Source organism: Algoriphagus boseongensis (genome assembly GCF_004362805.1).
GTDB classification, from domain to species: domain Bacteria; phylum Bacteroidota; class Bacteroidia; order Cytophagales; family Cyclobacteriaceae; genus Algoriphagus; species Algoriphagus boseongensis.
Genome location: NZ_SNYF01000007.1, coordinates 1 through 24543, shown reverse-complemented (window position 1 = coordinate 24543; position 24543 = coordinate 1). Strand labels below are relative to the sequence as shown.

The window sequence follows — 24543 nt, the reverse complement described above, 5'->3', positions numbered from 1 at the left end:
AAAGTATATTGAAAGTTTAGTCTCCGAAGGAAATCCCTAAGCCTTTGGCGGCTTTTACCAGAGTTCCATTAGGATCTACATAATTATATTCACTGATGGCTTCTTTGATGGGTACAGAAGAAAAGTCATTGTTTTTCAATACCACCAACTGCCCAAACTTTCCATCCAGTACCAATTCCATCGCTTTCACTCCGAATACTGAGGCAATCACCCGATCAAATGCGACCGGAGTTCCTCCTCTTTGGGTATGGCCAAGGACTGTTTCCCGGACATCAGCTTCCACCCCAGCATCCTTTAGCTGCTGACTTAGGGTAAAACAAACTCCTCCAAGTCGGACAGCGTGTCTACCTTCTTCTCCCTTGGATGCGGTGATCGTCCCATCTATTGCCTTTGCACCTTCCGCAATCACGATATTGACAAAGCCTCTTCCATTATTATAGCGGCTCTTTATTTTGTCAACCACCTTATTCAGGTCATAAGGTATTTCAGGAATGAGGCAAATTTCCGCTCCCCCTGAAATGGCCGTATACAATGCTATCCAACCCGCATTTCTTCCCATCACCTCCATGATCATCACCCGATGGTGGCTATTCGCTGTAGTGACCAATCGGTCAAAAGCATCCGAAGCCGTCTGCACTGCCGTCTGGAACCCAAAGGTGAAATCCGTAGAAGATAAATCATTGTCAATCGTTTTTGGAACACCAACAACTGGCAATCCTGCCTCAAACAAAGCCTGAGAAATAGCTTGAGAACCATCTCCTCCGATATTGATGACCGCATCAAAACCATTAGATTTAAACCGTTCTACAAGCCAGGGAATTTTATTGATAATTTTCACACTGCCGTCCTCCTGCTTCTCAGGAAAACTCATGGGATTCCCTTTATTGGTAGTACCGATAATTGTACCTCCTTGGACATGAATACCGGCAACAGCCTTGTCATCGAGTCTTACCAACCGGACAGGGTCTTCCATAATTCCATTGAACGCCTCATATGACCCCCAAACCTCCCAGTCTTTTTCTTTTGCCGCTCTCTTTACAACCCCTCTAATCACTGCATTCAATCCCGGGCAATCTCCACCTCCAGTGGCGATTAATAGCTTTTTCATAATTCGTTAATAAAAAGTAATCTGATTTTAAGTTTTGGCTTTTGACCTAAGAAGTTAACCACTTTTTTGATTTAATAACCTTAACTTATTGCTTCAATCCTTGAAAAAGGAGTTTTCAGGGTTTTTTCCAACTTCTAAACTTTTGAAATCCATGCTAGAAAACGACAGAATCACCGTAGATAAACTGAAAAAAATGAGCGATGCCGAACTCATCAAACGGGCCAAGAAAATGTCCAAAAAGTATTGTGTCGGTGATGGGAAGAAGTTCAAACTCAAAGATTATTCCAGCCAACCTAAGATGACTTTTGGACCGGAGGATAAGCCTATGGTCAAAGAAGCCTTGGACCAAGGAATTGAAGCATTGGCAGAACTTCAGGAAATCCTTTATGCTCAGGACAAATGGTCTCTTTTGTTGATTTTTCAGGCCATGGATGCGGCAGGTAAAGACGGAGCGATCAAGCACGTACTTTCTGGAGTCAATCCGCAAGGCTGCCAGGTAAGCTCATTTAAAGCGCCAAGCGCGGAAGAATTAGACCATGACTTTCTTTGGAGATGTATTAAAGAACTTCCTGAGCGTGGGAGAATTGGAATTTTCAACAGATCCTATTACGAGGAAGTTTTGGTAGTGCGAGTGCACGAAGGAATCCTAAATAACCAAAAGCTCCCCGAAAAACTGATCAGCAAAAAAATCTGGGATCAGCGTTTGGAGGATATCCGGAATTTTGAAAAATACCTCCATCGCAATGGGACCAAAGTGATTAAGATCTTTCTGAATGTATCCAAAGAGGAACAGAAAAAGCGATTTTTAGAGAGAATTGATGAAAAGGAAAAGAACTGGAAATTCAGTTCCGGAGATGTAAAAGAGCGAGGCTATTGGGATCAATACATGAAGGCCTATGAAGACGCTATCCGCAAAACCTCCACCAAAGAATCTCCTTGGTATGTGGTCCCTGCAGACAATAAATCCTACGCAAGAATTGCAGTAGCCTCTGCGATAATCCAAGCTTTGGACGAGATGGATTTGGCCTACCCTACTCTTTCTCTTGAGGAACAGTCCAAGCTTCAAGAAATGCGGGAAGTTTTGATGAATGAAGGTATTAAACCAAACCAACCTTAAAATCAAAAAAGGCCTCCTGAAAATTCAGGAGGCCTTTTGATTAAATATCAAACTTGATTCCTTGCGCCAGCGGTAAAGCTGAGGAATAGTTAATCGTATTGGTTTGTCTACGCATATAGGCTTTCCAGGCGTCAGACCCAGATTCACGGCCACCACCTGTTTCTTTTTCTCCACCGAAAGCCCCTCCGATTTCAGCCCCAGAAGTCCCGATATTCACATTGGCAATCCCACAATCCGAACCTGCAACTGACAAGAAAGCCTCAGCCTCCCGCATATTGGTAGTCATGATTGCTGAAGAAAGGCCTTGAGGAACTCCATTCTGGATAGCGATAGCTTCGTCCAAAGTGGAATATTTGATCAAATAAAGAATCGGTGCGAAAGTCTCATGCTGCACAATTTCGAAGTGATTCTTTGCCTCATAAATTGCTGGCTTCACATAGCAGCCTGATTCGTATCCTTCTCCGCTTAAAACTCCACCTTCAACAACTGCTTTTCCTCCCTCTGCTTTTACTTTTTCAATTGCCTTCAAATAGCCATGAACTGCATCTTTATCGATTACCGGACCCACATGATTTTTTTCATCAAGTGGATTTCCGATCACCAACTTTGAATAGGCAGAAGCCAATCTGGATTTTACTTCCTCAAAGACATTTTCATGGATAATCAATCTTCGGGTTGAGGTACAGCGCTGACCTGCGGTACCTACGGCGCCAAATAATGCTCCCCGGATCGCCATATCCAAATCGGCATTTTCGGTAATGATGATGGCGTTGTTTCCTCCAAGCTCCAAAAGGGAACGACCCAACCTTGCTCCTACGGCTTGTCCGACAAGTTTTCCCATTCGGGTAGATCCTGTAGCTGAAACCAGAGGAACTCTAGGGTCATGGGACATCAATTCTCCCACTTTATAATCTCCGACAACTAAAGAAGAAATCCCTTCTGGTAACCCGTGCTTTTTAAAGATTTCGGCGATAATCAATTGACAGGCAACTCCAGACAGAGGTGCCTTTTCGGATGGTTTCCAAACACAAACATCACCGCAAACCCAGGCAAGGGCTGTATTCCAAGACCAAACCGCAACTGGAAAATTAAATGCAGAGATAATTCCAACAATTCCCAGCGGATGCCATTGCTCGTACATTCGATGGCCTGGTCTCTCCGAATGCATGGTCAAGCCATAAAGCTGACGGGAAAGACCCACTGCGAAATCACAGATATCAATCATCTCCTGCACTTCACCCAAACCCTCCTGGTAGGATTTTCCCATTTCATAGGAAACCAACTTTCCAAGATCAGCTTTGACCTCGCGCAAGGCATTTCCAAATTCACGAACAATTTCTCCTCTTTTCGGAGCAGGGACAGTTCTCCATAGTTCAAAAGCCTCCTGAGCTGAGGAAATTACCTGCTCATAGCCTTCCTTGGTGGTCAATTGAACTTTCGCAATAAGTTCCCCATCTGCAGGGGAATATGAAGAGATATATTCTCCTCCAGTATCTATCCATTGAGTTCCGGTGGAGGTCCCGATATTTTCGGACTTGATCCCCAATCTTCTCAGGGAGTCCTGAATACCAAATTTGTCTTTCATGATTAATTCAGGTTTTTTGCTTTTCAAAGCTAAGGCAAATGACTAGGAATGCCCAGAAATCAATTCAATACTTTCTCGATAAGTTTGATTGGATTGATTTTATTGAATCCATTTTTAAACTTTTCACTTGGTCTGATTTTGTAAACAATATTGATTCTATAGTTACCCGTAATCAAATCAGTTTGAAAGGGATCCTGGCGAATTAGGCGATTATTCTTGTACACATAGTTGGCATTAATAGAAAACTTCTCTCCATTGTATCCCAAAAATCCTCTTAGCAAGTAGCTGGGCACTAGGCCAAATTTATTTTGACTCACCCCGTTATTAAAACCCGAGGTCCCCAAATTAAGTCCAGCGCTGGCCACACCGGTCAGAAAAAATCCACCTCCAAAAACCAAAGTTCCAGCAGCTCCGACGTTAGGGCCAAACTGGAAATAGGAACTTTCTTTAAAATTAATTTCTCTTTGGTTTTCAATTGACGGAAGGATCAGAGAGTCACCTTTGATGGATCCTCCATAAACTTCAAATCCTGCCATAAGGGATGCAGCAGATTTCTTCTGAATACTGGATTGATTAAGAGAAGCCTCCAAAGAAAGTTTATCTCCTTGAAAGAGGTAATTGTAATTTGCCCCGATTTTTCGAACCTTAATATCCTTTCTCAGGTAATTCTGATCAGAATTCTGCAATTGCTCCGCTGCCAAAGTATAGCCATCGTAGAACTGCCCAAATAAATCAATAATCATCTTTTGGGGATAAATATGGACTTGTAAGTCAATATATTTTGGAAAATCCTTTTGACGATTTGGATTGAGAAAAGAAAAAGGCCCTGCAAGATTTAAGGTAAAATTTTGATAGGTAAATCCTATACCTAAATTATTTCCTGAGTTAGGGAGATAAGTATAGGAGTCACTTCCTTGGGTACTACCTATCACTAAATCAGTGTATTTTTTTGAATAGTATAAGCGCAACACCATATGTTCTTGGAGCTCGACATAGTAAGAGGAGTCGTAGTTTTCTCCTTTGTCTTGAGAAAAGGCTGGCAAACAAATCAAAAACCAAAAAATAAAGGCAAGGATTTTATTCATAAAATAGGATCTGTAGATAGTAAATATCAAAAAAAAATCCGGGCGGTTGACCCGGATTTTCAGAAAACTAAGAGTTCGAAAAATGGATTCGTGAGAATCTCATTTTTTGAAAGAATAGCAGAGAAAAGTTGTTAATCACCGAAACGAATATAAATCAAAAATAGAACTATCCAAATTTTTATTTGTATTTAAATCTTGAATCGAAATAATTACATAAGGTTTTACCTATGATTTTCAGATATTATTATGTTTCGAACCCAAAAAAAATTAATGATTACCTTTCGAGATTGTAAATTCAAATCATGAAAAACCCACTCGTTTCTATCATCACACCTTGCTACAATCAGGCAAAATACCTAAGGGAAACGGTAGAAAATGCACTCCAATCTACCTATCGCCCTATCGAATTGGTGATTATCAACGACGGTTCGACTGATAATTCCTTAGAGATCGCTAAAGAGCTGGAAAAAGAATTTCCTGAAGTAAGAGTATTAGATCAGCCTAATGGAGGAGTATCCGTGGCGAGAAATAATGGGATTCAATCTGCAAAAGGAGACATCATTCTTCCCTTAGACGGTGATGATTTGATCACTCCGAATTACATGGAAGAAGCTGTGAAGACATTGACTTCAAGACCTGAAGTGAAGGTAGTCTATTGCAAAGGGATCAAGTTCAATGAACAGGGCCAGAAAAATTGGAAACTCAAACCTTTCAGCAGATATAATTTAGCTCGAAACAACATGATCTTTCCTTCTGCATTCTTTTGGAGAAAGGATGCCTTAGCTGTGGGTGGATTTTCAGAGGATATGCGAATGGGTCGAGAGGACTGGGAATTTTGGATCAAGATGCTCAAAGACGGTGGAGAAGTGATTCAGCTTCCATTCACAGGCTATTTTTATAGACTTACTCCAACAAGTAAACGGAAAAAGACGGCAACACATCAAAAGAAAATTGAGCGTTTGGCCTACTTGAATGCCAAACACATGGACTTTTTTGAAAGAGAATTGAATGGTCCTCTCAGAATTCAGAGAACTTGGTCAAAACCCTATAATACCCTGATGAAAATGCTAGGGCTTCTCTAGTTTAAATTTTATCCAAACCCTTCCAGAATTTTAAAAAGTAATATTTCAGAGGATTAGAATACTTGAGTTGCTTCCAAGGTCTGCTGGCATGTGGTCTATGCCAGACCGGGGCATCCATCAAGACGGTATTTTGGAAACCCAATTCAATAGACTTTTTAGATATAAAAGTATCATACCAATCCTTAGCTTCATCCAAACCTGTGAAATCATAGCTTTTCAAAAAGTCCAATGAAAAAAGGGTGCAACAAAAACTTAGACTTCGATGGGTATGAATTACTTTTTCCTTTACCCCTTTAAATTTTAGATAGGGAAAATTCACCACCCCATTTTCATCCACTGTCACCGAACCAACTAATCCCACTTCTTTCTCTTTTTGAAGGCTATCAAGAAGTCTTTTAATGGTATCTGACTTGATCACCACATCGGACTCCACTACCAAAAGGGGAAGATTTTCCTCCAAGGCTTTCTTTTGGGAGATTTGAAGGACCAATTTGTAGTTTGGAGAAGGGTGATCTGTCAAATCCTCCAAATGAACCAAATCGTATCCGATTTCACTCTTGTGCTTTTCAAGTTGCTCCTTGGTTTCAGGCGAACTGAAATCATTAAAAATGATATGCTTTACCTGCACTGAGGACCCGGCAATAGCTCTAGCAGTATCTAGGGTGGTTTCAATGGAGTTTTTTACCGGGGTAATGACTAAGACTTCGGCCATGAAAATAGATTTGGTTCAAAATTAAGCCTTTCTGCCAAGGCAAAAAAATAGCCCCGATTTTCACCGAGGCTAACAAATTTTATTCGCTTGAATTAAGCCAGGTCTCCCAAGGCTTTTTTAATTCGCTTCAGGGCTTCAATTAGGTCAGCTTCAGAAGCTGCGTAAGAAATTCTCACACAATTCGGAGCTCCAAATGCACCTCCAGTAACCAAGGAAACATTGGCAACAGCCAACAAATAAATACACAGATCATCTGCATTTGAAACCGTATGCCCATGAGCAGATTTTCCAAAGAAAGCTGTCACATCAGGGAAGAAATAGAATGCACCCTCTGGCACGTGAGTTTTGATTCCAGGTATATCTCTCAATAGTCCCAATACCAAATCTCTTCTTTTCAAATATTGCTCAGCCATTTCCTTGGATGGAGTCTGATCACCTGCAATCCCTGCCAATGCAGCTCTTTGGGCAATACCCGTATTTCCAGAGGTAAACTGACCTTGCATTTTTTCAACAGCTTTGGCGATTTCCAAAGGAGCGCAGATATAACCCACTCTCCAACCTGTCATGGCATATCCTTTGGAAAATCCATTGACGGTAACTGTTCTTTCGAACATTCCAGGAATAGAAGCGATGCTGAAATTCTTTCCGGTGAAGTTGATCAATTCATAAATTTCATCAGCAATCACCACCATATTTGGATGTTTTTTCACTACCTCAGCGATAGCCTCCAATTCAGTCTGAGAAAACACAGAACCAGTTGGATTACAAGGAGAGGAATAGATTACCGCCTTGGTTTTTGGGGTGATTGCAGCTTCCAATTGAGCAGCGGTAGCTTTGAAATTATTTTCCAGATTCCCTTCGATCAATACTGGAACTCCTCCACAGAGCTTAATTATTTCTGCATAGCTCACCCAGTAAGGAGAGAAAATTACTACTTCATCCCCTTCATTGAGCAAACACATAAAGGTATTGGCGATTGAATGCTTTGCACCCACAGAAACCACAATGTTTTCAGCTTTTGCTTGGGTGATATTATTCTCCTCTCTAAGTTTTTTAGCGATAGCTTCACGGAGATCCTGATAGCCTGCTACTGGAGGATAGGCAAAATATTTTCCTTCATCGATCGCATCTTTAGCAGCCTGCTGAATATGTTTAGGGGTCTTAAAATCCGGCTCACCCAAACTCAAGCTGATAATGTCAATACCTTGGGATTTCAGCTCTCTGGCCTTTTTTGCCATAGCAAGAGTTGCTGATTCCTCCATATTCAAGATGCGATCTGATAGAATAGAATTCATTTTTTAGGTTTATTTTTTACAAATTCCTCAAAAATAGCCTAAAGATTAGTAATTCTAAACAATCTGAAGGATTTGATGTGGAAATCCCTTAGAACAGGAAAAATCTCATGGGAAGTTACTTGTCTTGGAAGATTTTTGGAGTCCAATTAAATTCAAGGTATAATCGCATGAAATGTTATTTTTGAATAAAATACTTGGTCCCTTGGGCCGTTTTTTCTGAAATGAAAAAGGCAATTCCTGTATTTCTGTTGATTTTGTTTGGCTTAGGTAAATCTGCTTTTGCCCAGAAAAACGATCAAGACAAAAAATCTGACCCAGATTCCACAGGAGTGGTCAGCTCAGCCCTTTTGCCTACAGTAGCTCCTTTGTTATTGTTTGACGAGGAAAAAGAGAAGGAAGAGAAAAAAGAAAAGAAGAAAAAAGCCAGAAAAAATATTTGGTTTGATGTCAAAACCCAACGTGGATTTACCAGAAGGGAAATTCGGGGACAGTCATACTTTGAATATTTTAATTACACCGATGCGGAGCGGATGCCCAATCCCTACATCCGCGATATTTATTGGTATGATCCAAGTGAAAAAGCTATCCGTACAGAAGGCTATACCCCGGGAAATGGATACCTGCTCCATGGCCCATATGAAAGATTAGTAAATGAAACAGTCGTAGAAAGCGGCATGTTTTATTACGGGATGAAGCATAAAACCTGGATGGTATTTGATTCCAATAATGTCCTTCAGGATAAAAGCCATTTTGCTGAAGGATGGCCCAGAGAATCCACCGTAACCTACTATAACCGCGCTTCCAAGTCTATTGAAGAAATTATCCCGGTTCAATATGGATTAAAGGAAGGCAATTATTTCTACTTCCACGAGGATCAGCAAATCGCGGTCACCGGAGAATACAAATACGGTGAAAAAGTAGGGCTATGGACAGAATACTGGGACACCAATAACACCAAGGCGGTCAGAAAAAGAGAGATTCAATATCAGGAAGAGCCCTATACAAAAAATTTCCGCCCTTATATCCGAGCGGAATGGGATAAGGACGGAAATCTGGTGTATAGGAAAGAAAACGTGAATTAATTCTCTGTAAACTTAAATTGCTGCCCTCCCACTGAGGCTTCATACATCAATCCGCCTTTGGTTCTGGTAAAAACCATCACTCCATCCACATATTTTGCATTTAGGGAAGCTCCAGAAGCTGCTGCAACTGCCGATACCTGTGCGGACATTTCAATTTTGCTTTCCTTAAATCGATCGAAAGCTTCCTTATTTTCAAAGAAAACAACCTCGCTATAGGCTTGTCCTCCAGCTTGAAAACCAATGGTCACCTGAGTCATTCTTGCAAAACCAATTCTTTCACCTTGTTCGAAAGCCACTCCATTTCCTGTAGCTCCTCCTACTCCAAGCCCACCTTTTCCAACATTGGGTAATATTATGTATCCATAGGAAGAGGAAAATAACTTGTCCATTTCAGGATCGTCTTTCAAAAAGCCTTCTTTTGCCTCCTCTGAATCGTCGATAATACGCTGATTTTTTGAGTCATTTTGAGCATAAGTAATGGCTGCAGCCAAAAGCATGAATAATAAAAGGGATAGTTTTTTCATGGTGGGATTTATAATTAGTTTAATAAAATGCGTCTTCAAATTGCCTGAAATGAATGGTTCCCGTACGATCCCGATACACCCCGACAATATCAAAACGGATGTCTTTTTTCCAATCACTTTCATAAATATACTGATCTGCAGCCTTAACCAAGAGTTTTTTCTTTACCGAATCCACAAATTCCTCTGCATAACCAAAGCCGGTTCCAGATCGAAATTTTACCTCAATAAAAATCAATAAACCCCGATGCTGACAAATCAGATCAATCTCAGCATGCCCGTGTCGATAGTTGCGGGTGATCACTTCATATCCCTTGCTGATTAGCCAATCTGCGGCCAATTGTTCAGCCAGTCTTCCCGATTCATTGTGCTCTGCCATGAGAAATTAAGTTAATTTTGAAAAATTCAAGAACGATACGTCCCAAAGGGCTGTTTAAAAGTGAATTCCGGAAGGAAATCCTATGAACGAAAATATCAACAAAACAGTAGAATTCCGAGATCTCGGACGCATGGATTACCAGCAGGCTTGGGATTATCAGGAAAAGATTTTCGGAGAAATTGTTTCCCAAAAAATCCAGAACAGAAATCTCCCACCAACCTCTCAAACCAGTACTCCTAATTACTTGCTATTCGTGGAGCATCCCCATGTCTATACTTTGGGGAAAAGTGGAAAACCTGAAAACCTACTTCTGGATGAGGAAGGATTGAAAACCCACCATGCGACCTATTACAAGATCAACCGTGGAGGAGATATCACATACCACGGTCCAGGGCAGTTGGTGGGCTACCCGATTTTGGATTTGGATAATTTCTTCACCGACATCCATAAATACCTCAGGTTTTTAGAGGAAGCTGTGATCCGGACTTTGGCAGAATACGACATCGAAGCTGGAAGAATTGATGGTTTGACTGGCGTTTGGCTTGATCACATCAAACAGGAGAATCCGAGAAAAATCTGTGCGATGGGTGTAAAATCAAGCCGTTGGGTCACCATGCATGGTTTTGCCTTTAACCTGAATGTTGACCTGACATATTTCGGGCATATTATCCCCTGCGGCATTGATGATAAAGCCGTTACCTCCCTCCATCTAGAATTGGGTAAGGCCGTGGATGAAAATAAAGTCAAAGCTCTGATGAAAAAACACCTCGCTGAGCTTTTTGAAATGAATCTTATAGAAACTTAAATGAAAAAAGACATAGACTTCTCTCCTGTCACCGGGGTAAAATTGGCGATTGCAAAGGAGGAGAAATCCACAGGTACCGAATGGGCTGTTTACATCATTAATTTTAACCTGATTGAATTAAACACAGTGATGATCACTTCCAAAGGTTATGGGATTTTGGAAGGAGAAAAGCGTCAAACCTCCACTCTTCGTCACATGATACAGGAGCTTGGGCCGGAAGCCGTGGCAAAAGTAGAGCCCATAGACCCTGCAGTATTTGTTTTGACCAATGAATTCTGGGTAAGCTATTACATTCTGGATCAGATTTTTGACAAAAAGTTTATCTTTACTCCTGGCAGTTTTGACCCTGTCAACCTCCGAGTAATTCCAGAATTGGGATTGGAGGGCATCCTTCACAGTTAAGTTTAGACCATATGGCAGATTTTTTAGACCAATTGGGGGATATCTTGTTTTTGGACATCGAGACCGCATCCCAAACCGAGAATTTTGAAGACGTGGATCCACGCCTTCAGCAGGAATGGCTGAAAAAAGAAAAACTGATCCGAACCGAAATACCCGTATCCGAACCGGGTTCTTTGTATTTTGATCGGGCAGGAATTCACGCAGAATTTGGCCAGGTAATCTGCGTTGGCGTAGGTTATTTCCAAAGCAAAAAGAAAGATAAAAAACTCCTCTTCCGCTCGAAAGTATTTTCACATGAAGAGGAAAGGGAACTTCTTTTAGCACTAAAAGACTTATTAGGGAAGAAAAAATGGATGCTTTGCGCGCATAACGGTAAGGAGTTTGACTTTCCCTATCTCTGCCGCAGAATGCTGATCCATGGGATCACTCTACCGGAACCCTTACAAATTGGTGGTAAAAAGCCATGGGAGGTTCGCCACTTCGACACCATGGAAATGTGGAGATTCGGAGATTATAAATATTACACCCGGCTGGAACTTTTGGCAGCAGTATTTGGGATCCCAACTTCCAAGGAAAGCATCGATGGAAGTGAAGTCAATGCTACTTTTTATAAAGAAAAGGACTTGGAAAAAATCAAAAACTATTGCCTTCGAGACGTGGAAGTGACGGCTAGAATATTCATGGCTATGCATCCACAAACCGAAGAACTCCAAATAGAAATTGTCAGACCAGAAGATTCAAAAAAAGATCACATAGATTAATGCCTAAGGCATCCAATTCTTTTTACCTTAGATATCAAGCCTGCCCAAAGTAGAAAGGCTTGACAAAAAAATCACACATAAGGATTATTCATTCTTCGGCAGGATTCCAAATGGCCTTTGAAATGAACCATTAACACAAGAAATAAAAACCCTCATGGGAAGAAAATCAGATAGAAAACATTCGAAAAAAAATAAAGGAGGCTTCCGGGAAGGCAATGACTCGGGAACGCTAGCCAAAAAGATTCTACAATTTTTAGACGCACATTTTGGCGAAGAATTCAACGCCAAGCAGATCATCAAACGATTGGAAATTCGCGACGCCATCCAAAAAGGTGGCGTGGAACCAGCCCTCTACCGTCTGGTAGAGACCGGAAAAATCTCCCGAACTCCTAGAAACTATTTCTCCTCCAACCAAGATCCGGATTTTATAGTTGGCACCGTGGATTTTGTGAATCCCAGATTTGCCTTTATAATTCCTGAGGACCCAAAGGCGGAGACCGGTGATATTTTAGTCAAAGAAGCTGACCTTAAGCAGGCTTTGGATGGAGACAAGGTTCGGGTTATGGTTTTTCCATTAAAAGGAAAATCAGGTCGGACTGAAGGCCGTGTACTCGAGATTTTAGAAAGAAACCGAGATGAATTTGTGGGCCGTGTTGAAATTTCTCCTCGTTTTGCATTTGTGGTACCTGACTTCAAGAAGATGCACAAGGATATCTTCGTGCATCGTGGAGATCTAATGGGCGCCGAGCACAATGAAAAAGTCATCGTCAAACTCACCGAATGGAGAGAAGATGATAAAAACCCAACCGGAAAAGTAACCCGGGTATTGGGTAAAGCCGGTCTTCATGAAGTCGAGATTCACTCCATCATGGCAGAATTTGGTCTTCCATTCGAATATCCAAAAGATGCAGATGAGGAAGCCAACGCTATTCCTGAAAAAATCTCTGCCAAAGAGATCAAGGCTCGCAAAGACTTTAGAGATGTCTTGACTTTTACTATAGATCCTATTGACGCAAAAGATTTTGACGATGCCATTTCCTACAGAGAATTGGAAAATGGAAATCTGGAAATCGGGGTGCATATCGCAGATGTGACTCACTACGTCAAGCCAAAAACTGCCTTAGAAAAAGAGGCCTTCAATCGAGCTACTTCAGTTTATTTGGTAGACCGAACCATTCCCATGCTTCCAGAGCGCTTAAGCAATGGCCTTTGCTCGCTCAGACCAAAAGAAGATAAGCTAACTTTTGCCTGTGTTTTTGAAATGGATAAAGAGGCCAATGTGGTCAATCATTGGATTGGAAGGACAATTATTCATTCCGATCGACGCTATGCCTATGAGGAAGCTCAGGAATGCATTGACACCCAATCCGGGGATTATTTCAAGGAATTGACCTTTCTGAATGAATTGGCCAAGAAAATCCGAAAAAGACGTTTTGATCACGGAGCCGTCAATTTTGAAACGGTGGAAGTCAAATTCAAACTGGATGAAAAAGGAACACCTCTGGGACTTTTTGTCAAAGAAAGAAAAGACATCCACAAACTGATCGAGGAGTTTATGCTCTTGGCCAATAAGTATGTGGCAGAGTTTATTTTCCGAAAACATCAGGGAGCAGACACCTTTGTCTACCGAACTCACGACAGTCCAGATTTGGATCGATTGGAAACATTCTCCGGATTCGCCAAGCGCTTTGGACACCAAATGGACGTTACCAGCGAGAAAAAAATCTCCACTGCATTGAATAAGCTGATGGATGAAATCCAAGGAAAGCCTGAGCAAAATGTTTTGGAGCAATTAGCGATTCGAAGTATGGCCAAAGCCAAATATACCACCGAGCCTAAAGGACATTTCGGTTTGGCCTTTGCACATTATACGCACTTCACCTCCCCAATCCGTCGTTATCCGGACATGATGGTTCACAGACTCTTGGAGCACTATTTGGAAGGAGGAAAATCACCTGATGCAGAGCCTTGGGAGCAAAAGTGTATGCATTCTTCCGAGCGGGAAAAGCGGGCAGCAGATGCAGAAAGAGCCTCTATTAAATATAAGCAGGTGGAGTTTATGTCCCTTGCTGAGGAAAAAGATTATGACGGAATTGTGAGTGGAGTGACTGAGTGGGGTGTATTCGTGGAAATCACAGAAACCAAGTGTGAAGGCATGATTCGAGTTCAGGACATGGACGATGATTACTATGAATTTGACGAAAGAAACATGCGTTTGATTGGGACGAGAAGTAAAAAAATGATCACTTTGGGAGACAAAGTGTCGGTCAGGGTAGTTAATACCGATATCGACCGCAGGACAATCGATTTGGAATTTGCAGATAATGACAGAAAAAAGCCTCGCTCACGCTCTTTTAACTAAGCTTGAGCATCATATTACCTCCCACAATTTCGGAGAATCACCAAACGAACTATACGAACCCATTACCTACATCATGAGTCTTGGAGGAAAGCGGATCCGTCCGCTCCTTTCCTTGTTGGCATATGGGATTTATGGAAAAAATCCGGAGGAAATCCTCTCTCAGGCGTCTGCCGTAGAGGTTTTTCACAACTTCACTCTGATGCATGATGACATCATGGACAATGCTCCGCTTCGTAGAGGAAAGGCAACGGTACATGAAAAATGGAATTCCAATATTGCCATCCTTTCCGGAGATGTGATGTTGGTAAGGGCTTATGATCTTTTGCTTGGTACAGAACCCTCTTTACTTCCTGAAGTCATCCGTTTATTCAATCAAACTGCTGCTGAAGTCTGTGAAGGCCAGCAATTGGATATGAACTTCGAAACCTATGAAACGGTATCTGAAGAAGAATATCTCAATATGATCCGGCTCAAAACAGCAGTTTTGCTGGGTTTCGCTTTGCAACTCGGAGCAATTTTAGCAGGTGCTGAGAAAGAGGATGCTCAAAAGCTTTATGATTTTGGTGTGAATATCGGCGTGGGATTTCAGTTGAAAGACGATCTGCTTGATGTCTATGCGGATAAGGCAAAGTTTGGAAAGCAGGTCGGAGGAGATATCATTTCCAATAAAAAAACATTTCTCCTTCTGAAAGCCTTGGAACTAGCAGAGGGGGCAGATGCCAAGGAATTAAATCATTGGCTTTCTCTTCAGGATTTTAATAAGGAAGAAAAAGTAAATGCCGTAAAGGGTATCTATGAAAAATTGGGAATAAAAGCCCTGACAGAAGCCAAAATGCAGTATTATTTTGATTCTGGTTTCAGGCAATTGGAAAGCATTCACTTCAAAAATGAAGACTATTTCCAGAACCTTTCGGCGATTGTCCAAGATCTCGTTCACCGGGAAAAATAAGCTATGGATTTATCGATAACCACCATTCTGATTGTCCTTACGGCGATCACGAGTATCATTGGCTTTAATAAATATGAAATGCTCAACCGGTGGATGTTTATCCCCTATCGGATCAAGCATAGAAAAGAATGGGATAGATTCTTACTCTCTGGATTTATCCATAAGGATTACATCCACCTTCTTTTCAACATGTTTACGTTCTACTTTTTTGGTGGAGTCGTGGAAATGTTTCTGAGGTATCAATTTGGTCAGCTAACTGGAGGAATTTTATTTGTCGCCTTTTACCTATTAGGGATAATTATTTCTGACCTCCCGACCTACAGTAAAAATAAAGACAACAGCTCCTATCGAGCTCTTGGTGCATCTGGAGGAACGGCTGCCACTGTTTTTGCCAGCATCATCATTTTGCCTTTGGCAGATATCTGTTTGTTTGGGATTTTATGCCTGCCTGGTTTCATCCTTGGAGGATTATTCCTGATTTACTCCTATGTCAAAGCGAAGCAGGAAAATGACGGTATCAACCATGATGCGCATTTGTACGGAGCCATTTTTGGGATTGTTTTTATTTTGATTTTATCTCCTTCCAGTGCCTTACATTTTATCGAGCAATTGAAAGATTTTAAACCATTTTAAAAGAAAGAGGCCTCTGGAAATCCCAGAGGCCTCTTTTATTACTTTTTGATTTCGAGTTTCGTTTTCATTTCTTCAATATTGAGCAGTCGGGAAATCTGTTCTCTCTCTAACTTCCTGAACCTTGCCAACTGAACATCGATTTGTTCGGTCAGTTCAGTTCTCACCGCTTCTGATTGATCGGTAGGTTTATAGTCTCCGTTTCCAACCACGCTGCTTAAGTGAGCCAATTTGTTGTTTAGACGAATTGGGAAATTAAGAGGATCCTGACCACTTCGATTTTGAGTTTGGTAGAGCGTCTCCTCAATTTGCTTCATCTCGGCTTGGATTTGCTCCAGATTTTCCGGTTTGGATCCCAAAGAATCCAACTCAGTTCTGTATGCACGGATCAATTTAATCGCCTGATGAGTTTCAGTGAGTTTATCTCGAACTGCCAATAGGAAATTGTATTGTTCTTCAAGCTCTGCCTGAGTGGATTCGTAGCGCGGATCTGCAAGTACTTTGAAGCTTTGCTCTTGAGCCTCTCCATCCACAGTCATTTTCACTTTGTAGGTTCCCGGGATCACTTTTGGTCCTCTCAGGTTGGCTGCCCACATGATGAGTCCATCGAACCCTTCCGCATTTTCCACTCTCAAGTTCCAGTTAAATTCTCCTGCTCCAGATTTAACTTTCAAGGTATCACCATTCACTCCTTTGGTGGAGAACCATCGGATGCGCTCGTTCTTGTCATTGAAGAATTCGATTTTAAGCTCGTCTTGTGGTTTTTCCTTTAAGAAATAATACACCAAAACGCCCCCAGGTCTATTCGATCCATCGGTCAAGCTAGTTCTTTTTACACCATCAATTCGATAAGAATCCTGAGGCTTATAAAGATGAAATGCCTTATTCTCCATTCCAGGCTCTGCTTGATGCAAAACGGTCAAATCATCAATAATCCAGAATGAACGACCTTGAGTAGCTGCAATCAGATTGTTTTCCTTAATCGTCAAATCCGTGATAGGAACAATCGGAAGGTTCAACTGAAGCGAATGCCAGCTTGCTCCATCGTCCTTGGAGTAATAGATGCCAGTTTCCGTACCTGCATAGAGCATTCCTCTCTTGACAGGATCAGCACGAACTACTCGTGTAAAATGCTCTGGATCGATTCCTGAAACGATTTTGGTCCAGGTTTTTCCGTAATCCTTGGTTTTGAAGAGGTATGGCTCGTAATTCCCCATCTTGTAGCCAGTGGCGGCAAAATAGGCCTCACCAGCCTCGAATGGACTTGGCTCAATAGAGTTGATTTGCAACCATTCAGGCATATCCTTTGGCGTAACATTTTGCCAGGTTGCTCCATTATCGGTAGTGACATGAACTAGTCCATCATCTGATCCCGCCCAGATGACTCCTTTTTTGATGGGTGATTCTGCAGCTGTAAAGATTGTCGCATAGTATTCCACAGAGGTATTATCCTTTGTAATCGGACCTCCTGATGGGCCTAGTTTGCTTTTATCATTTCTAGTCAGGTCCGGAGAAAATACTTCCCAGCTTTGTCCCTCATTAGTAGATCGGTGAAACTGGTTACTTGTGGTATAAAGCAAATTTGGATCATGTGGAGAAAAGAAAATCGGGAAATTCCACTGGAATCTATACTTCATTCCTTCTGCACCATGCCCCATAGGATTATCCGGCCAAACGTTAACTGTTCGGGATGTTCCATTTCTATGATTTTCTCGTGTGAGTAGTCCTCCGTATGAGCCACCATACACAATATCATTATCCTTAGGATCTGGTGCTATCCAGCCTGATTCACCACCTGCTGTAGGCTCCCAATCATTCTCAGTGATGGCATTTCCATCATTTCTATGTCTGATCCTTACCGTAGAATTATCCTGTTGCGCACCATAAATTCTATAAGGGAAGCTATTGTCCGTGGTCACTCGATAAAACTGAGATGTAGGTTGGTTCATCATAGTAGACCAAGTCGCTCCTCCGTCTTCGGAAATCTGCGCTCCCCCATCATCAGCAATGATCATTCTTTGATTATTCGATGGATCTATCCAAAGATCATGATGGTCTCCATGTGGAGCATTTGCACTTTTGAAAGTCTTTCCTCCATCGGTGGATTTGTGATAGCTCACATTGAGGACGTAAACAGTCTCTTCATCTTGGGTATCTGCAAAAATTCTGGAATAATACCAAGCTCGCTGGCGAAGGCTACGGTCTTCATTGACTTTTTCCCAGGTTTGACCGGCATCTTTAGAAGTGAAAACTCCTCCATTATCATTCTCAATAATCGCGTACAACCTATTCGAATTTTTCGGAGAAACGGTAATTCCCATGATTCCCAAAACACCTTTAGGGAAAGTTTCTTTCGCAGAAAGTTCATCCCAAGTTTTACCTCCATCTACAGATTTGAACATTTTGGACCCAGGTCCACCACTTTCCAAACTATAAGGTGTTCTTTTTATTTCCCAGGTGGTAGCATACAAGATTTCTGGATTATTTGGATCCAAGATCAAATCCACCGCCCCAGCTTGATCATTGACATAATGAACTTTTTCCCAATTCTTACCGCCATCTGTTGTCTTGTAAACACCCCGCATGTCGGAAGGCTGAAAAATATCTCCCAAAACTGCTGCATAAACTACATCGGGATTGGAAGGGTGAATTCTCATTCTGGAAATAAAGCGGGTTTTATCAAGGCCCGCTCTTGACCAGGTCTTCCCGGCATCGGTACTTTTCCAAGCCCCATAGCCAAAAGAAACGTTACCGCGAACAGTCTTTTCCCCACCTCCTGCATAGACTACAGAAGTGTCGCTTTCTGCTACTGCCACTGCTCCCATAGAACCTCCAAAAAATCCATCAGAAACTGACTTCCATGTTTGTCCGGCATTGGTGGTCTTCCAAATTCCACCTCCAGTTGAGGCAAAATAATAAGTCTTTTCACTACCCTTTACCCCAGCTACTCCATCTGCACGTCCACCTCTAAACGGGCCGACTAATCTCCATTGTACTGCATCGTAAACTTTGGGATCTGGAACCTGCTGCCCAAAGAGCATATTTCCAGAAAGGATCAGGACGAGCAGTAGTCCTGACCAACTAATTCTCATGATATTTTTCATGTAAGGTCTGATTGGTGATGTTTCAATTTAGAATTTAGAAGGAATAAAAAGATATATTTTCTAAAAAATGATCAAAGGCGAATTAATCAGATCAGGGCAAAAAAAAACCTCTTCCGAGGAAGAGGTTTATATTTTTTGTAGGTAAGTATTAAGCCTCAGAAGGAACAACACTTACGTAAGACTTGCCATCAGATTTGGTTTTGAAAGCTACAACACCATTTGCCAAAGCAAACAATGTGTGATCTTTACCAACTCCAACATTAAGGCCAGCATGATGCTTAGTGCCTCTTTGTCTTACAAGGATATTTCCGGCGATTACTGCCTCGCCACCAAACTTCTTCACACCCAATCTTTTGGAATGTGACTCACGACCGTTTTTGGAACTACCTACACCTTTTTTGTGTGCCATGGTTTTATTCGTTTATGATTTTCGAGGGGAAAATCTTATAGAGTAATAGTTTCGATCAATACTTTGGTGAAGTCTTGTCTGTGACCGTTCTTCTTCTTGTAGCCTTTTCTACGCTTCTTTTTGAAGACAATCACTTTGTCACCTTTTACATGATCCAGGATTTTCCCGGATACCTTGGCTCCTGCAATAATAGGAGCACCTACAGACACATTACCATCAGCCTCAGCTAATAGTACTTGGTCGAATTCCACGGAAGCGCCAGCTTCGCCGTCCAATTTTGGAGCGTAAACGAACTGATCTTTTGTTACTTTGAACTGCTTTCCTGCGATGTTAACAATTGCGTACATGAGAATTGATTTATCGAAATCGGAGTGCAAATATAGGGAAGAGATTTTGAAGAAAAAAACAAAGTGCCAAATTCAAGCTAATGATTGACCTGAAAATAATTAACCAATGGAAGTGCAGGAGATGATACGGAATGGGTCTATACACTATTTACCCCAATAAATCACCTAAGTTTGAGTCTGGAAAATTCACAAAACAGCCTAACTCGTTGAAGATCAATTTAAAATTTTCTTCAGCAATCAGGATTATTTTCTGACTATCAGTCAAAATATAAGTCGAAAATCTTTGTGGAAAACTTTTTTTAAAATGTTGAAAATTATTCCAAACCCCCAAAAAGGCCCATTTGATTGATTCTTGAGTTTATATAGCAACATTTATTATATTGATTTATAGCTAGATATTTGTTTTTCGACTTTTGGTCAAAAACAACATTAAACCGGCACTTTAGCGGTTTTTTTTTATGATTTTGCTTTACATATTTGTTCAAGGCTGTTCTGAAAAGGCAGCCTTTGCTATCCCCAAGCGCTATTAAGAAAGCTTTTTTTGCTTTCACTCAATTAAAAAATTACAAAACAGAGAGAATGATGCAGCAAGAACCCATTTTACAAGAGAATAGCAATCGATTTGTTCTTTTCCCGATCCAGCACCCAGATATCTGGCAATTCTACAAGCAAGCTGAGGCTAGCTTTTGGACTGCGGAAGAAATCGATTTAAGTCAAGACTTATCAGATTGGAAAAACCTTAATGACGGGGAAAGACATTTTATTTCTCATGTGTTGGCATTTTTCGCTGCAAGTGATGGGATAGTAAATGAGAACTTAGCTGAGCATTTCGTTGCTGAAGTACAATACACAGAGGCAAAGTTTTTCTATGGTTTTCAGATTGCCATGGAGAATATCCATTCAGAGACCTACTCCCTATTAATCGACACCTATATAAAGGACGGTGTTGAGCGAGATCGTTTGTTGAATGCTATTGAGCACATTGACTGTGTAAAGAAAAAAGCAGAGTGGGCTCTTCGCTGGATCGACAATGGTTCCTTCCACGAGCGTCTAATCGCTTTTGCGGCGGTTGAAGGAATCTTTTTCTCTGGCTCTTTCTGCTCTATTTTCTGGTTGAAAAAGAGAGGTCTGATGCCTGGTTTGACTTTCTCCAACGAATTGATTTCAAGAGATGAGGGACTGCATTGTGATTTTGCTTGCCACCTCTATACCAAACATGTGGTCAACCAACTTCCAAAAGATACTGTCCGAGAAATCATTATCGACGCTGTAGCTATTGAAAAGGAATTCGTGACTGACGCGCTTCCTGTGAGATTGATCGGTATGAATTCAGATTTGATGTGTCAGTACATTGAATTTGTAGCTGATCGACTATTGATGGAATTAGGCTGTGAAAAAGTTTGGAACAGTACTAATCCATTTGACTTCATGGACATGATTTCCTTGCAGGGTAAAACCAACTTCTTCGAAAAGAGAGTGGGTGACTACCAAAAGGCCGGAGTAATGAAATCTACAGAAACCACCGAATCTTCTTCTTCTCGTTTTTCAATTGAAGAAGATTTTTAACCACCACTTTTCTAACCCATCAACCTAAAAATTCCCATAGTATGTTAGTAATCAAAAGAGACGGCAGAAGAGAATCAGTTAGATTCGACAAGATCACAGCAAGAATAGAAAATCTTTGCTATGAATTGGATCCAAAATTCATCCAACCTATCGAGGTTGCCAAAAAAGTAATCGACGGATTGTATGATGGGGTGACCACCTCAGAATTGGATAATCTAGCCGCTGAGGTTTGTGCCTCCTTGACTGTACGTCACCCAGACTACGCCATTTTAGCTGCAAGAATTGCCATCTCGAATCTTCATAAAACTACAAGTCAGTCTTTTTCAAATACCATGAAGAGACTTTATACTTATGTCAATCCAAAAACTGGTGAAAACGCCCAGTTGATCGACACAGAAGTATACGGGATCATCAAAAAGCACGCTGCCAAGTTGGATGAAGCTATTGATTACAAAAGGGACTTTGGGTATGATTATTTTGGGTACAAGACTTTAGAAAGAAGCTATCTGATCCGTTTGGATGGCAAAGTAGTAGAAAGACCTCAGCATATGTTGATGAGGGTTGCCGTGGGAATCCATAGAGAGGATATTGAATCAGCGATCGAAACTTACAATCTGCTTTCTGAAAAGTGGTTTACACATGCCACTCCTACTCTTTTCAATGCGGGAACTCCTAAGCCACAGTTATCTTCATGCTTCCTTTTGACCATGAAGGATGATAGCATTGATGGTATCTACGACACGCTTAAGCAGTGTGCTAAGATCTCTCAATCTGCAGGTGGCATCGGACTATCAATTCATCATATCAGAGCCAAGGGCAGCTACATTAAAGGCACCAATGGTGTTTCCAATGGAATTGTGCCCATGTTGAGAAACTTTGACATGACCGCTCGTTATGTAGATCAAGGTGGTGGAAAAAGAAAAGGAAGCTTTGCGATCTATCTGGAACCATGGCATGCTGATATCAAGGATTTTCTTGAACTGAAAAGAAATCACGGAAAAGAGGAAATGAGAGCAAGAGATTTGTTCTATGCGCTTTGGATTCCTGACCTTTTCATGAAAAGAGTGGAAAAGAACGAGGAATGGTCTCTTTTCTGTCCAAATGAAGCACCAGGACTTTCTGACTGCCATGGAGAAGAGTTTGAAAGATTGTATGAAAAATACGAGCGTGAAGGAAAGGCAAGAGAAACTATCAAGGCACAAGAACTTTGGTTTGAAATCCTTGAGTCTCAAATCGAGACCGGAACTCCATACATGCTTTACAAAGATTCAGCAAATGGAAAATCCAACCAGAAAAATTTGGGAACCATTAAGTCCTCAAATCTTTGTACAGAAATCATAGAGTATACTGCACCTGACGAAGTTGCAGTTTGTAACCTAGCATCTATTGCACTTCCAAAATTCATTACAACTGGACCTGATGGAAAGCTTTATTTTGATCACGAGAAGCTCTATGAGATCACCAAAGTTGCAACCAAGAACCTCAATAAGGTAATTGATATTAACTACTACCCAGTAGAAGAAGCAAGAAGATCCAACTTCAGACATAGACCAATTGGTTTGGGTATACAGGGTTTGGCAGATGCATTCATCATGTTGAGAATGCCTTTTGATTCTGAAGAAGCAAGAGGGCTTAATGAAGACATCTTTGAGACCATATACTATGCTGCAGTAGAAACTTCCATGGAGCTGGCAAAAACTCAAGGAACTTACGAGACCTATGAAGGAAGTCCAGCTTCTCAAGGTATTCTTCAGTTTGACATGTGGGGAGTTACTCCAAAATCAGGCAGATGGAATTGGACTGACCTGAAAGAAAAAGTGAAGAAATATGGCATGAGAAACTCTCTCTTGGTTGCTCCAATGCCAACTGCTTCCACTTCTCAGATTCTTGGAAATAATGAATGTTTCGAGCCATACACTTCAAACATTTATACCCGAAGAACTCTCTCAGGTGAATTCATCGTGGTGAACAAGCACCTCATGAAAGATTTGATCAATCTTGGTCTTTGGAATGAGAACATGAGAAATAGACTTATTTCGACCAATGGATCTGTTCAAAACGTGCCTGGAATCCCACAAAATATCAAGGATCTTTACAAGACCGTTTGGGAAATCTCTCAAAAAGTGATCATTGACATGGCCGCTGATCGAGGTGCATACATTTGTCAATCTCAAAGTATGAACGTGTTTATGCAAGATCCTAACTTCGGAAAGCTTACTTCTATGCACTTCTATGCTTGGAAAAAAGGATTAAAAACAGGTATGTATTACCTAAGATCTCAGGCTGCTGCAGCTGCAATCAAATTTACCTTAGACAAATCTGCTTTGGAACCTAAAGTAGAAAAGGCCAACGAAGTAGAAACCATAAAAAATCAAAAGCAGGATGCAATCGCATGTTCTTTGGATAATCCAGAAGGATGCGAAATGTGCGGAAGCTAAAATCTAGAGTTCGTAAAATGGAGAAAGGCGCTTGATAGTTTCAAGTGCTTTTTTTTTGAATTAAATTTCAAGACATGGAAAAAGAACAAGTAAAAAATAGACTTTCCAAATTAGAAGTAGATACTCCTGCGAAATTTGGAATCATGACACCTCAACATATGGTGGAGCATCTCATTTTAACACTCAAGATTTCAAATGGGAGAATTAAAATTCCGGATTTTGAGCCTACAGAAAAGCAACTCGCTCAGAAGAATGCTTTGATCCATACTGATATGATATTTCCAATTGGTGCAAAAGCACCAGGATTGAATGATCAATTGATGGATCTTAGATTTCCAAGTTTGGAAGCTGCAAAGGAGGAATTAATTAAAAGCATTCAGGGATTCGAAGACTACTTTTCACAAAATCCAGAAGCAAAACCAACCCATCCACGATTTGGAAAATTAACTCAAAATGAGTGGATAATCTTCCATGGAAAACATATTGGCCACCACTTGGGCCAGTTTGGAGTTTAAAAAGTATAAAATCTGGTAATAAAAATTCCAGCTTCCAGCTGGCTTGAATCATATTATAGCCCCTTGACCATTGTCGGCTTCTTTCCTGTGTGCTAAGATGCAAAAGTATCCTTTATAGGTCTTAGGTCTAGTGTCTAGTGTCTTTGTTCTTAACCCCTATAAACGCCAAAAGCCCTCCGAATGATCGAAGGGCTTTTTGAATAATGTGGCGGCGACCTACTCTCCCGGGTGTAACCCCAGTACCATCGGCGCTGCAGGGCTTAACTTCTCTGTTCGGGATGGGAAGAGG

At 41.2% G+C, this 24543-nt stretch carries 22 protein-coding genes and 1 rRNA gene; 12 read left to right on the top strand and 11 right to left on the bottom strand.

Features of this window, described 5'->3' with window-relative positions; translation table 11 throughout:
• Positions 1-16: 16 nt before the first annotated feature.
• Positions 17-1108 carry a 6-phosphofructokinase gene (locus DFQ04_RS11550; RefSeq protein WP_133555998.1) on the bottom strand — a complete coding sequence of 364 codons (1092 nt, stop codon included), beginning with the start codon at positions 1106-1108 and terminating at the stop codon, positions 17-19.
• Positions 1109-1259: 151 nt separating this feature from the next.
• On the opposite strand from DFQ04_RS11550, the gene DFQ04_RS11545 reads away from it, so the two are divergent.
• A complete protein-coding gene (locus DFQ04_RS11545; protein ID WP_208110531.1) occupies positions 1260-2225 on the top strand; it encodes a polyphosphate kinase 2 family protein in 966 nt (321 codons plus the stop codon).
• Between the two features lie 40 nt (positions 2226-2265).
• Here the strand turns inward: DFQ04_RS11545 and amaB are convergent, their stop codons facing one another.
• Both amaB and DFQ04_RS11535 read right to left on the bottom strand, forming a co-directional pair.
• Positions 2266-3810 carry an L-piperidine-6-carboxylate dehydrogenase gene (amaB, locus tag DFQ04_RS11540; RefSeq protein WP_133555996.1) on the bottom strand — a complete coding sequence of 515 codons (1545 nt, stop codon included), beginning with the start codon at positions 3808-3810 and terminating at the stop codon, positions 2266-2268.
• Between the two features lie 59 nt (positions 3811-3869).
• Positions 3870-4895 carry a DUF4421 domain-containing protein gene (locus DFQ04_RS11535; RefSeq protein WP_133555994.1) on the bottom strand — a complete coding sequence of 342 codons (1026 nt, stop codon included), beginning with the start codon at positions 4893-4895 and terminating at the stop codon, positions 3870-3872.
• A gap of 302 nt (positions 4896-5197) precedes the next feature.
• Here DFQ04_RS11535 and DFQ04_RS11530 point away from each other — a divergent pair, with 302 nt between their 5' ends.
• A complete protein-coding gene (locus DFQ04_RS11530) occupies positions 5198-5977 on the top strand; it encodes a glycosyltransferase family 2 protein (RefSeq protein WP_133555992.1) in 780 nt (259 codons plus the stop codon).
• 1 nt (position 5978) lies between these two features.
• On the opposite strand, the gene DFQ04_RS11525 is transcribed toward DFQ04_RS11530, so the two are convergent.
• On the bottom strand, positions 5979-6689 hold the full coding sequence (locus tag DFQ04_RS11525; protein WP_133555990.1) for a glycosyltransferase: 711 nt from the start codon (positions 6687-6689) through the stop codon (positions 5979-5981).
• Between the two features lie 92 nt (positions 6690-6781).
• Complete coding sequence (locus DFQ04_RS11520; RefSeq protein WP_133555987.1) at positions 6782-7984, bottom strand: pyridoxal phosphate-dependent aminotransferase; 1203 nt, start codon at positions 7982-7984, stop codon at positions 6782-6784.
• Positions 7985-8205: 221 nt separating this feature from the next.
• Between DFQ04_RS11520 and DFQ04_RS11515 the strand changes: the two genes are divergently transcribed.
• On the top strand, positions 8206-9066 hold the full coding sequence (locus DFQ04_RS11515; RefSeq protein WP_133555985.1) for a toxin-antitoxin system YwqK family antitoxin: 861 nt from the start codon (positions 8206-8208) through the stop codon (positions 9064-9066).
• Here DFQ04_RS11515 and DFQ04_RS11510 read toward each other — a convergent pair.
• Together DFQ04_RS11510 and DFQ04_RS11505 are read right to left on the bottom strand one after the other, a co-directional pair.
• Entirely contained in the window at positions 9063-9590 is a 528-nt protein-coding gene (locus DFQ04_RS11510) for a YSC84-related protein (RefSeq protein ID WP_133555983.1), read from the bottom strand. The two genes, DFQ04_RS11515 and DFQ04_RS11510, sit on opposite strands and share 4 nt — an antisense overlap.
• A 19-nt stretch (positions 9591-9609) precedes the next feature.
• Complete coding sequence (locus DFQ04_RS11505) at positions 9610-9966, bottom strand: YraN family protein (RefSeq protein ID WP_133555982.1); 357 nt, start codon at positions 9964-9966, stop codon at positions 9610-9612.
• Between the two features lie 82 nt (positions 9967-10048).
• Here DFQ04_RS11505 and lipB point away from each other — a divergent pair, with 82 nt between their 5' ends.
• The 6 genes from lipB (at position 10049) to DFQ04_RS11475 (ending at position 15878) form a co-directional block, all read left to right on the top strand.
• Positions 10049-10771, top strand: a complete 723-nt coding sequence (gene lipB / locus DFQ04_RS11500) for a lipoyl(octanoyl) transferase LipB (protein WP_133555980.1) — start codon at positions 10049-10051, stop codon at positions 10769-10771.
• The gene (locus DFQ04_RS11495; protein WP_133555978.1) at positions 10772-11173 is read left to right on the top strand and encodes a hypothetical protein; all 402 of its coding nucleotides are present in this window, start codon (positions 10772-10774) and stop codon (positions 11171-11173) included.
• Between the two features lie 11 nt (positions 11174-11184).
• A complete protein-coding gene (locus DFQ04_RS11490; protein WP_133555976.1) occupies positions 11185-11934 on the top strand; it encodes a 3'-5' exonuclease in 750 nt (249 codons plus the stop codon).
• A 154-nt stretch (positions 11935-12088) separates the two neighbouring features.
• Positions 12089-14296 (top strand): ribonuclease R, encoded by a 2208-nt coding sequence (rnr, locus tag DFQ04_RS11485; RefSeq protein ID WP_133555974.1) that lies wholly within the window; start codon positions 12089-12091, stop codon positions 14294-14296.
• Positions 14259-15245, top strand: coding sequence for a polyprenyl synthetase family protein (locus DFQ04_RS11480; protein WP_133555972.1), 987 nt, complete (start codon positions 14259-14261; stop codon positions 15243-15245). Before rnr ends, DFQ04_RS11480 begins: the two co-directional genes overlap by 38 nt.
• Before the next feature lie 3 nt (positions 15246-15248).
• Entirely contained in the window at positions 15249-15878 is a 630-nt protein-coding gene (locus tag DFQ04_RS11475) for a rhomboid family intramembrane serine protease (RefSeq protein WP_133555970.1), read from the top strand.
• 38 nt (positions 15879-15916) lie between these two features.
• Here DFQ04_RS11475 and DFQ04_RS11470 read toward each other — a convergent pair whose 3' ends face one another.
• The 3 genes from DFQ04_RS11470 to rplU all read right to left on the bottom strand — a co-directional run bounded on the left by DFQ04_RS11470 (position 15917) and on the right by rplU (position 19735).
• Positions 15917-18979, bottom strand: coding sequence for a VPS10 domain-containing protein (locus DFQ04_RS11470; protein ID WP_133555968.1), 3063 nt, complete (start codon positions 18977-18979; stop codon positions 15917-15919).
• A gap of 148 nt (positions 18980-19127) precedes the next feature.
• The gene (rpmA, locus tag DFQ04_RS11465) at positions 19128-19388 is read right to left on the bottom strand and encodes a 50S ribosomal protein L27 (protein ID WP_133555966.1); all 261 of its coding nucleotides are present in this window, start codon (positions 19386-19388) and stop codon (positions 19128-19130) included.
• 35 nt (positions 19389-19423) lie between these two features.
• A complete protein-coding gene (rplU, locus tag DFQ04_RS11460; protein WP_133555964.1) occupies positions 19424-19735 on the bottom strand; it encodes a 50S ribosomal protein L21 in 312 nt (103 codons plus the stop codon).
• Between the two features lie 579 nt (positions 19736-20314).
• Between rplU and DFQ04_RS11455 the strand changes: the two genes are divergently transcribed.
• From DFQ04_RS11455 to DFQ04_RS11445, 3 genes are all read left to right on the top strand, one after another.
• Positions 20315-21301: a ribonucleoside-diphosphate reductase small subunit gene (locus DFQ04_RS11455; protein ID WP_133555962.1), complete on the top strand. Its 987-nt coding sequence runs from the start codon at positions 20315-20317 to the stop codon at positions 21299-21301.
• Between the two features lie 41 nt (positions 21302-21342).
• Complete coding sequence (locus tag DFQ04_RS11450; protein WP_133555960.1) at positions 21343-23739, top strand: ribonucleoside-diphosphate reductase subunit alpha; 2397 nt, start codon at positions 21343-21345, stop codon at positions 23737-23739.
• Positions 23740-23813: 74 nt separating this feature from the next.
• Complete coding sequence (locus DFQ04_RS11445) at positions 23814-24254, top strand: DinB family protein (RefSeq protein ID WP_133555957.1); 441 nt, start codon at positions 23814-23816, stop codon at positions 24252-24254.
• Positions 24255-24457: 203 nt separating this feature from the next.
• Here DFQ04_RS11445 and rrf read toward each other — a convergent pair.
• Positions 24458-24543 (bottom strand): 5S ribosomal RNA (gene rrf / locus DFQ04_RS11440); the annotation flags it as partial.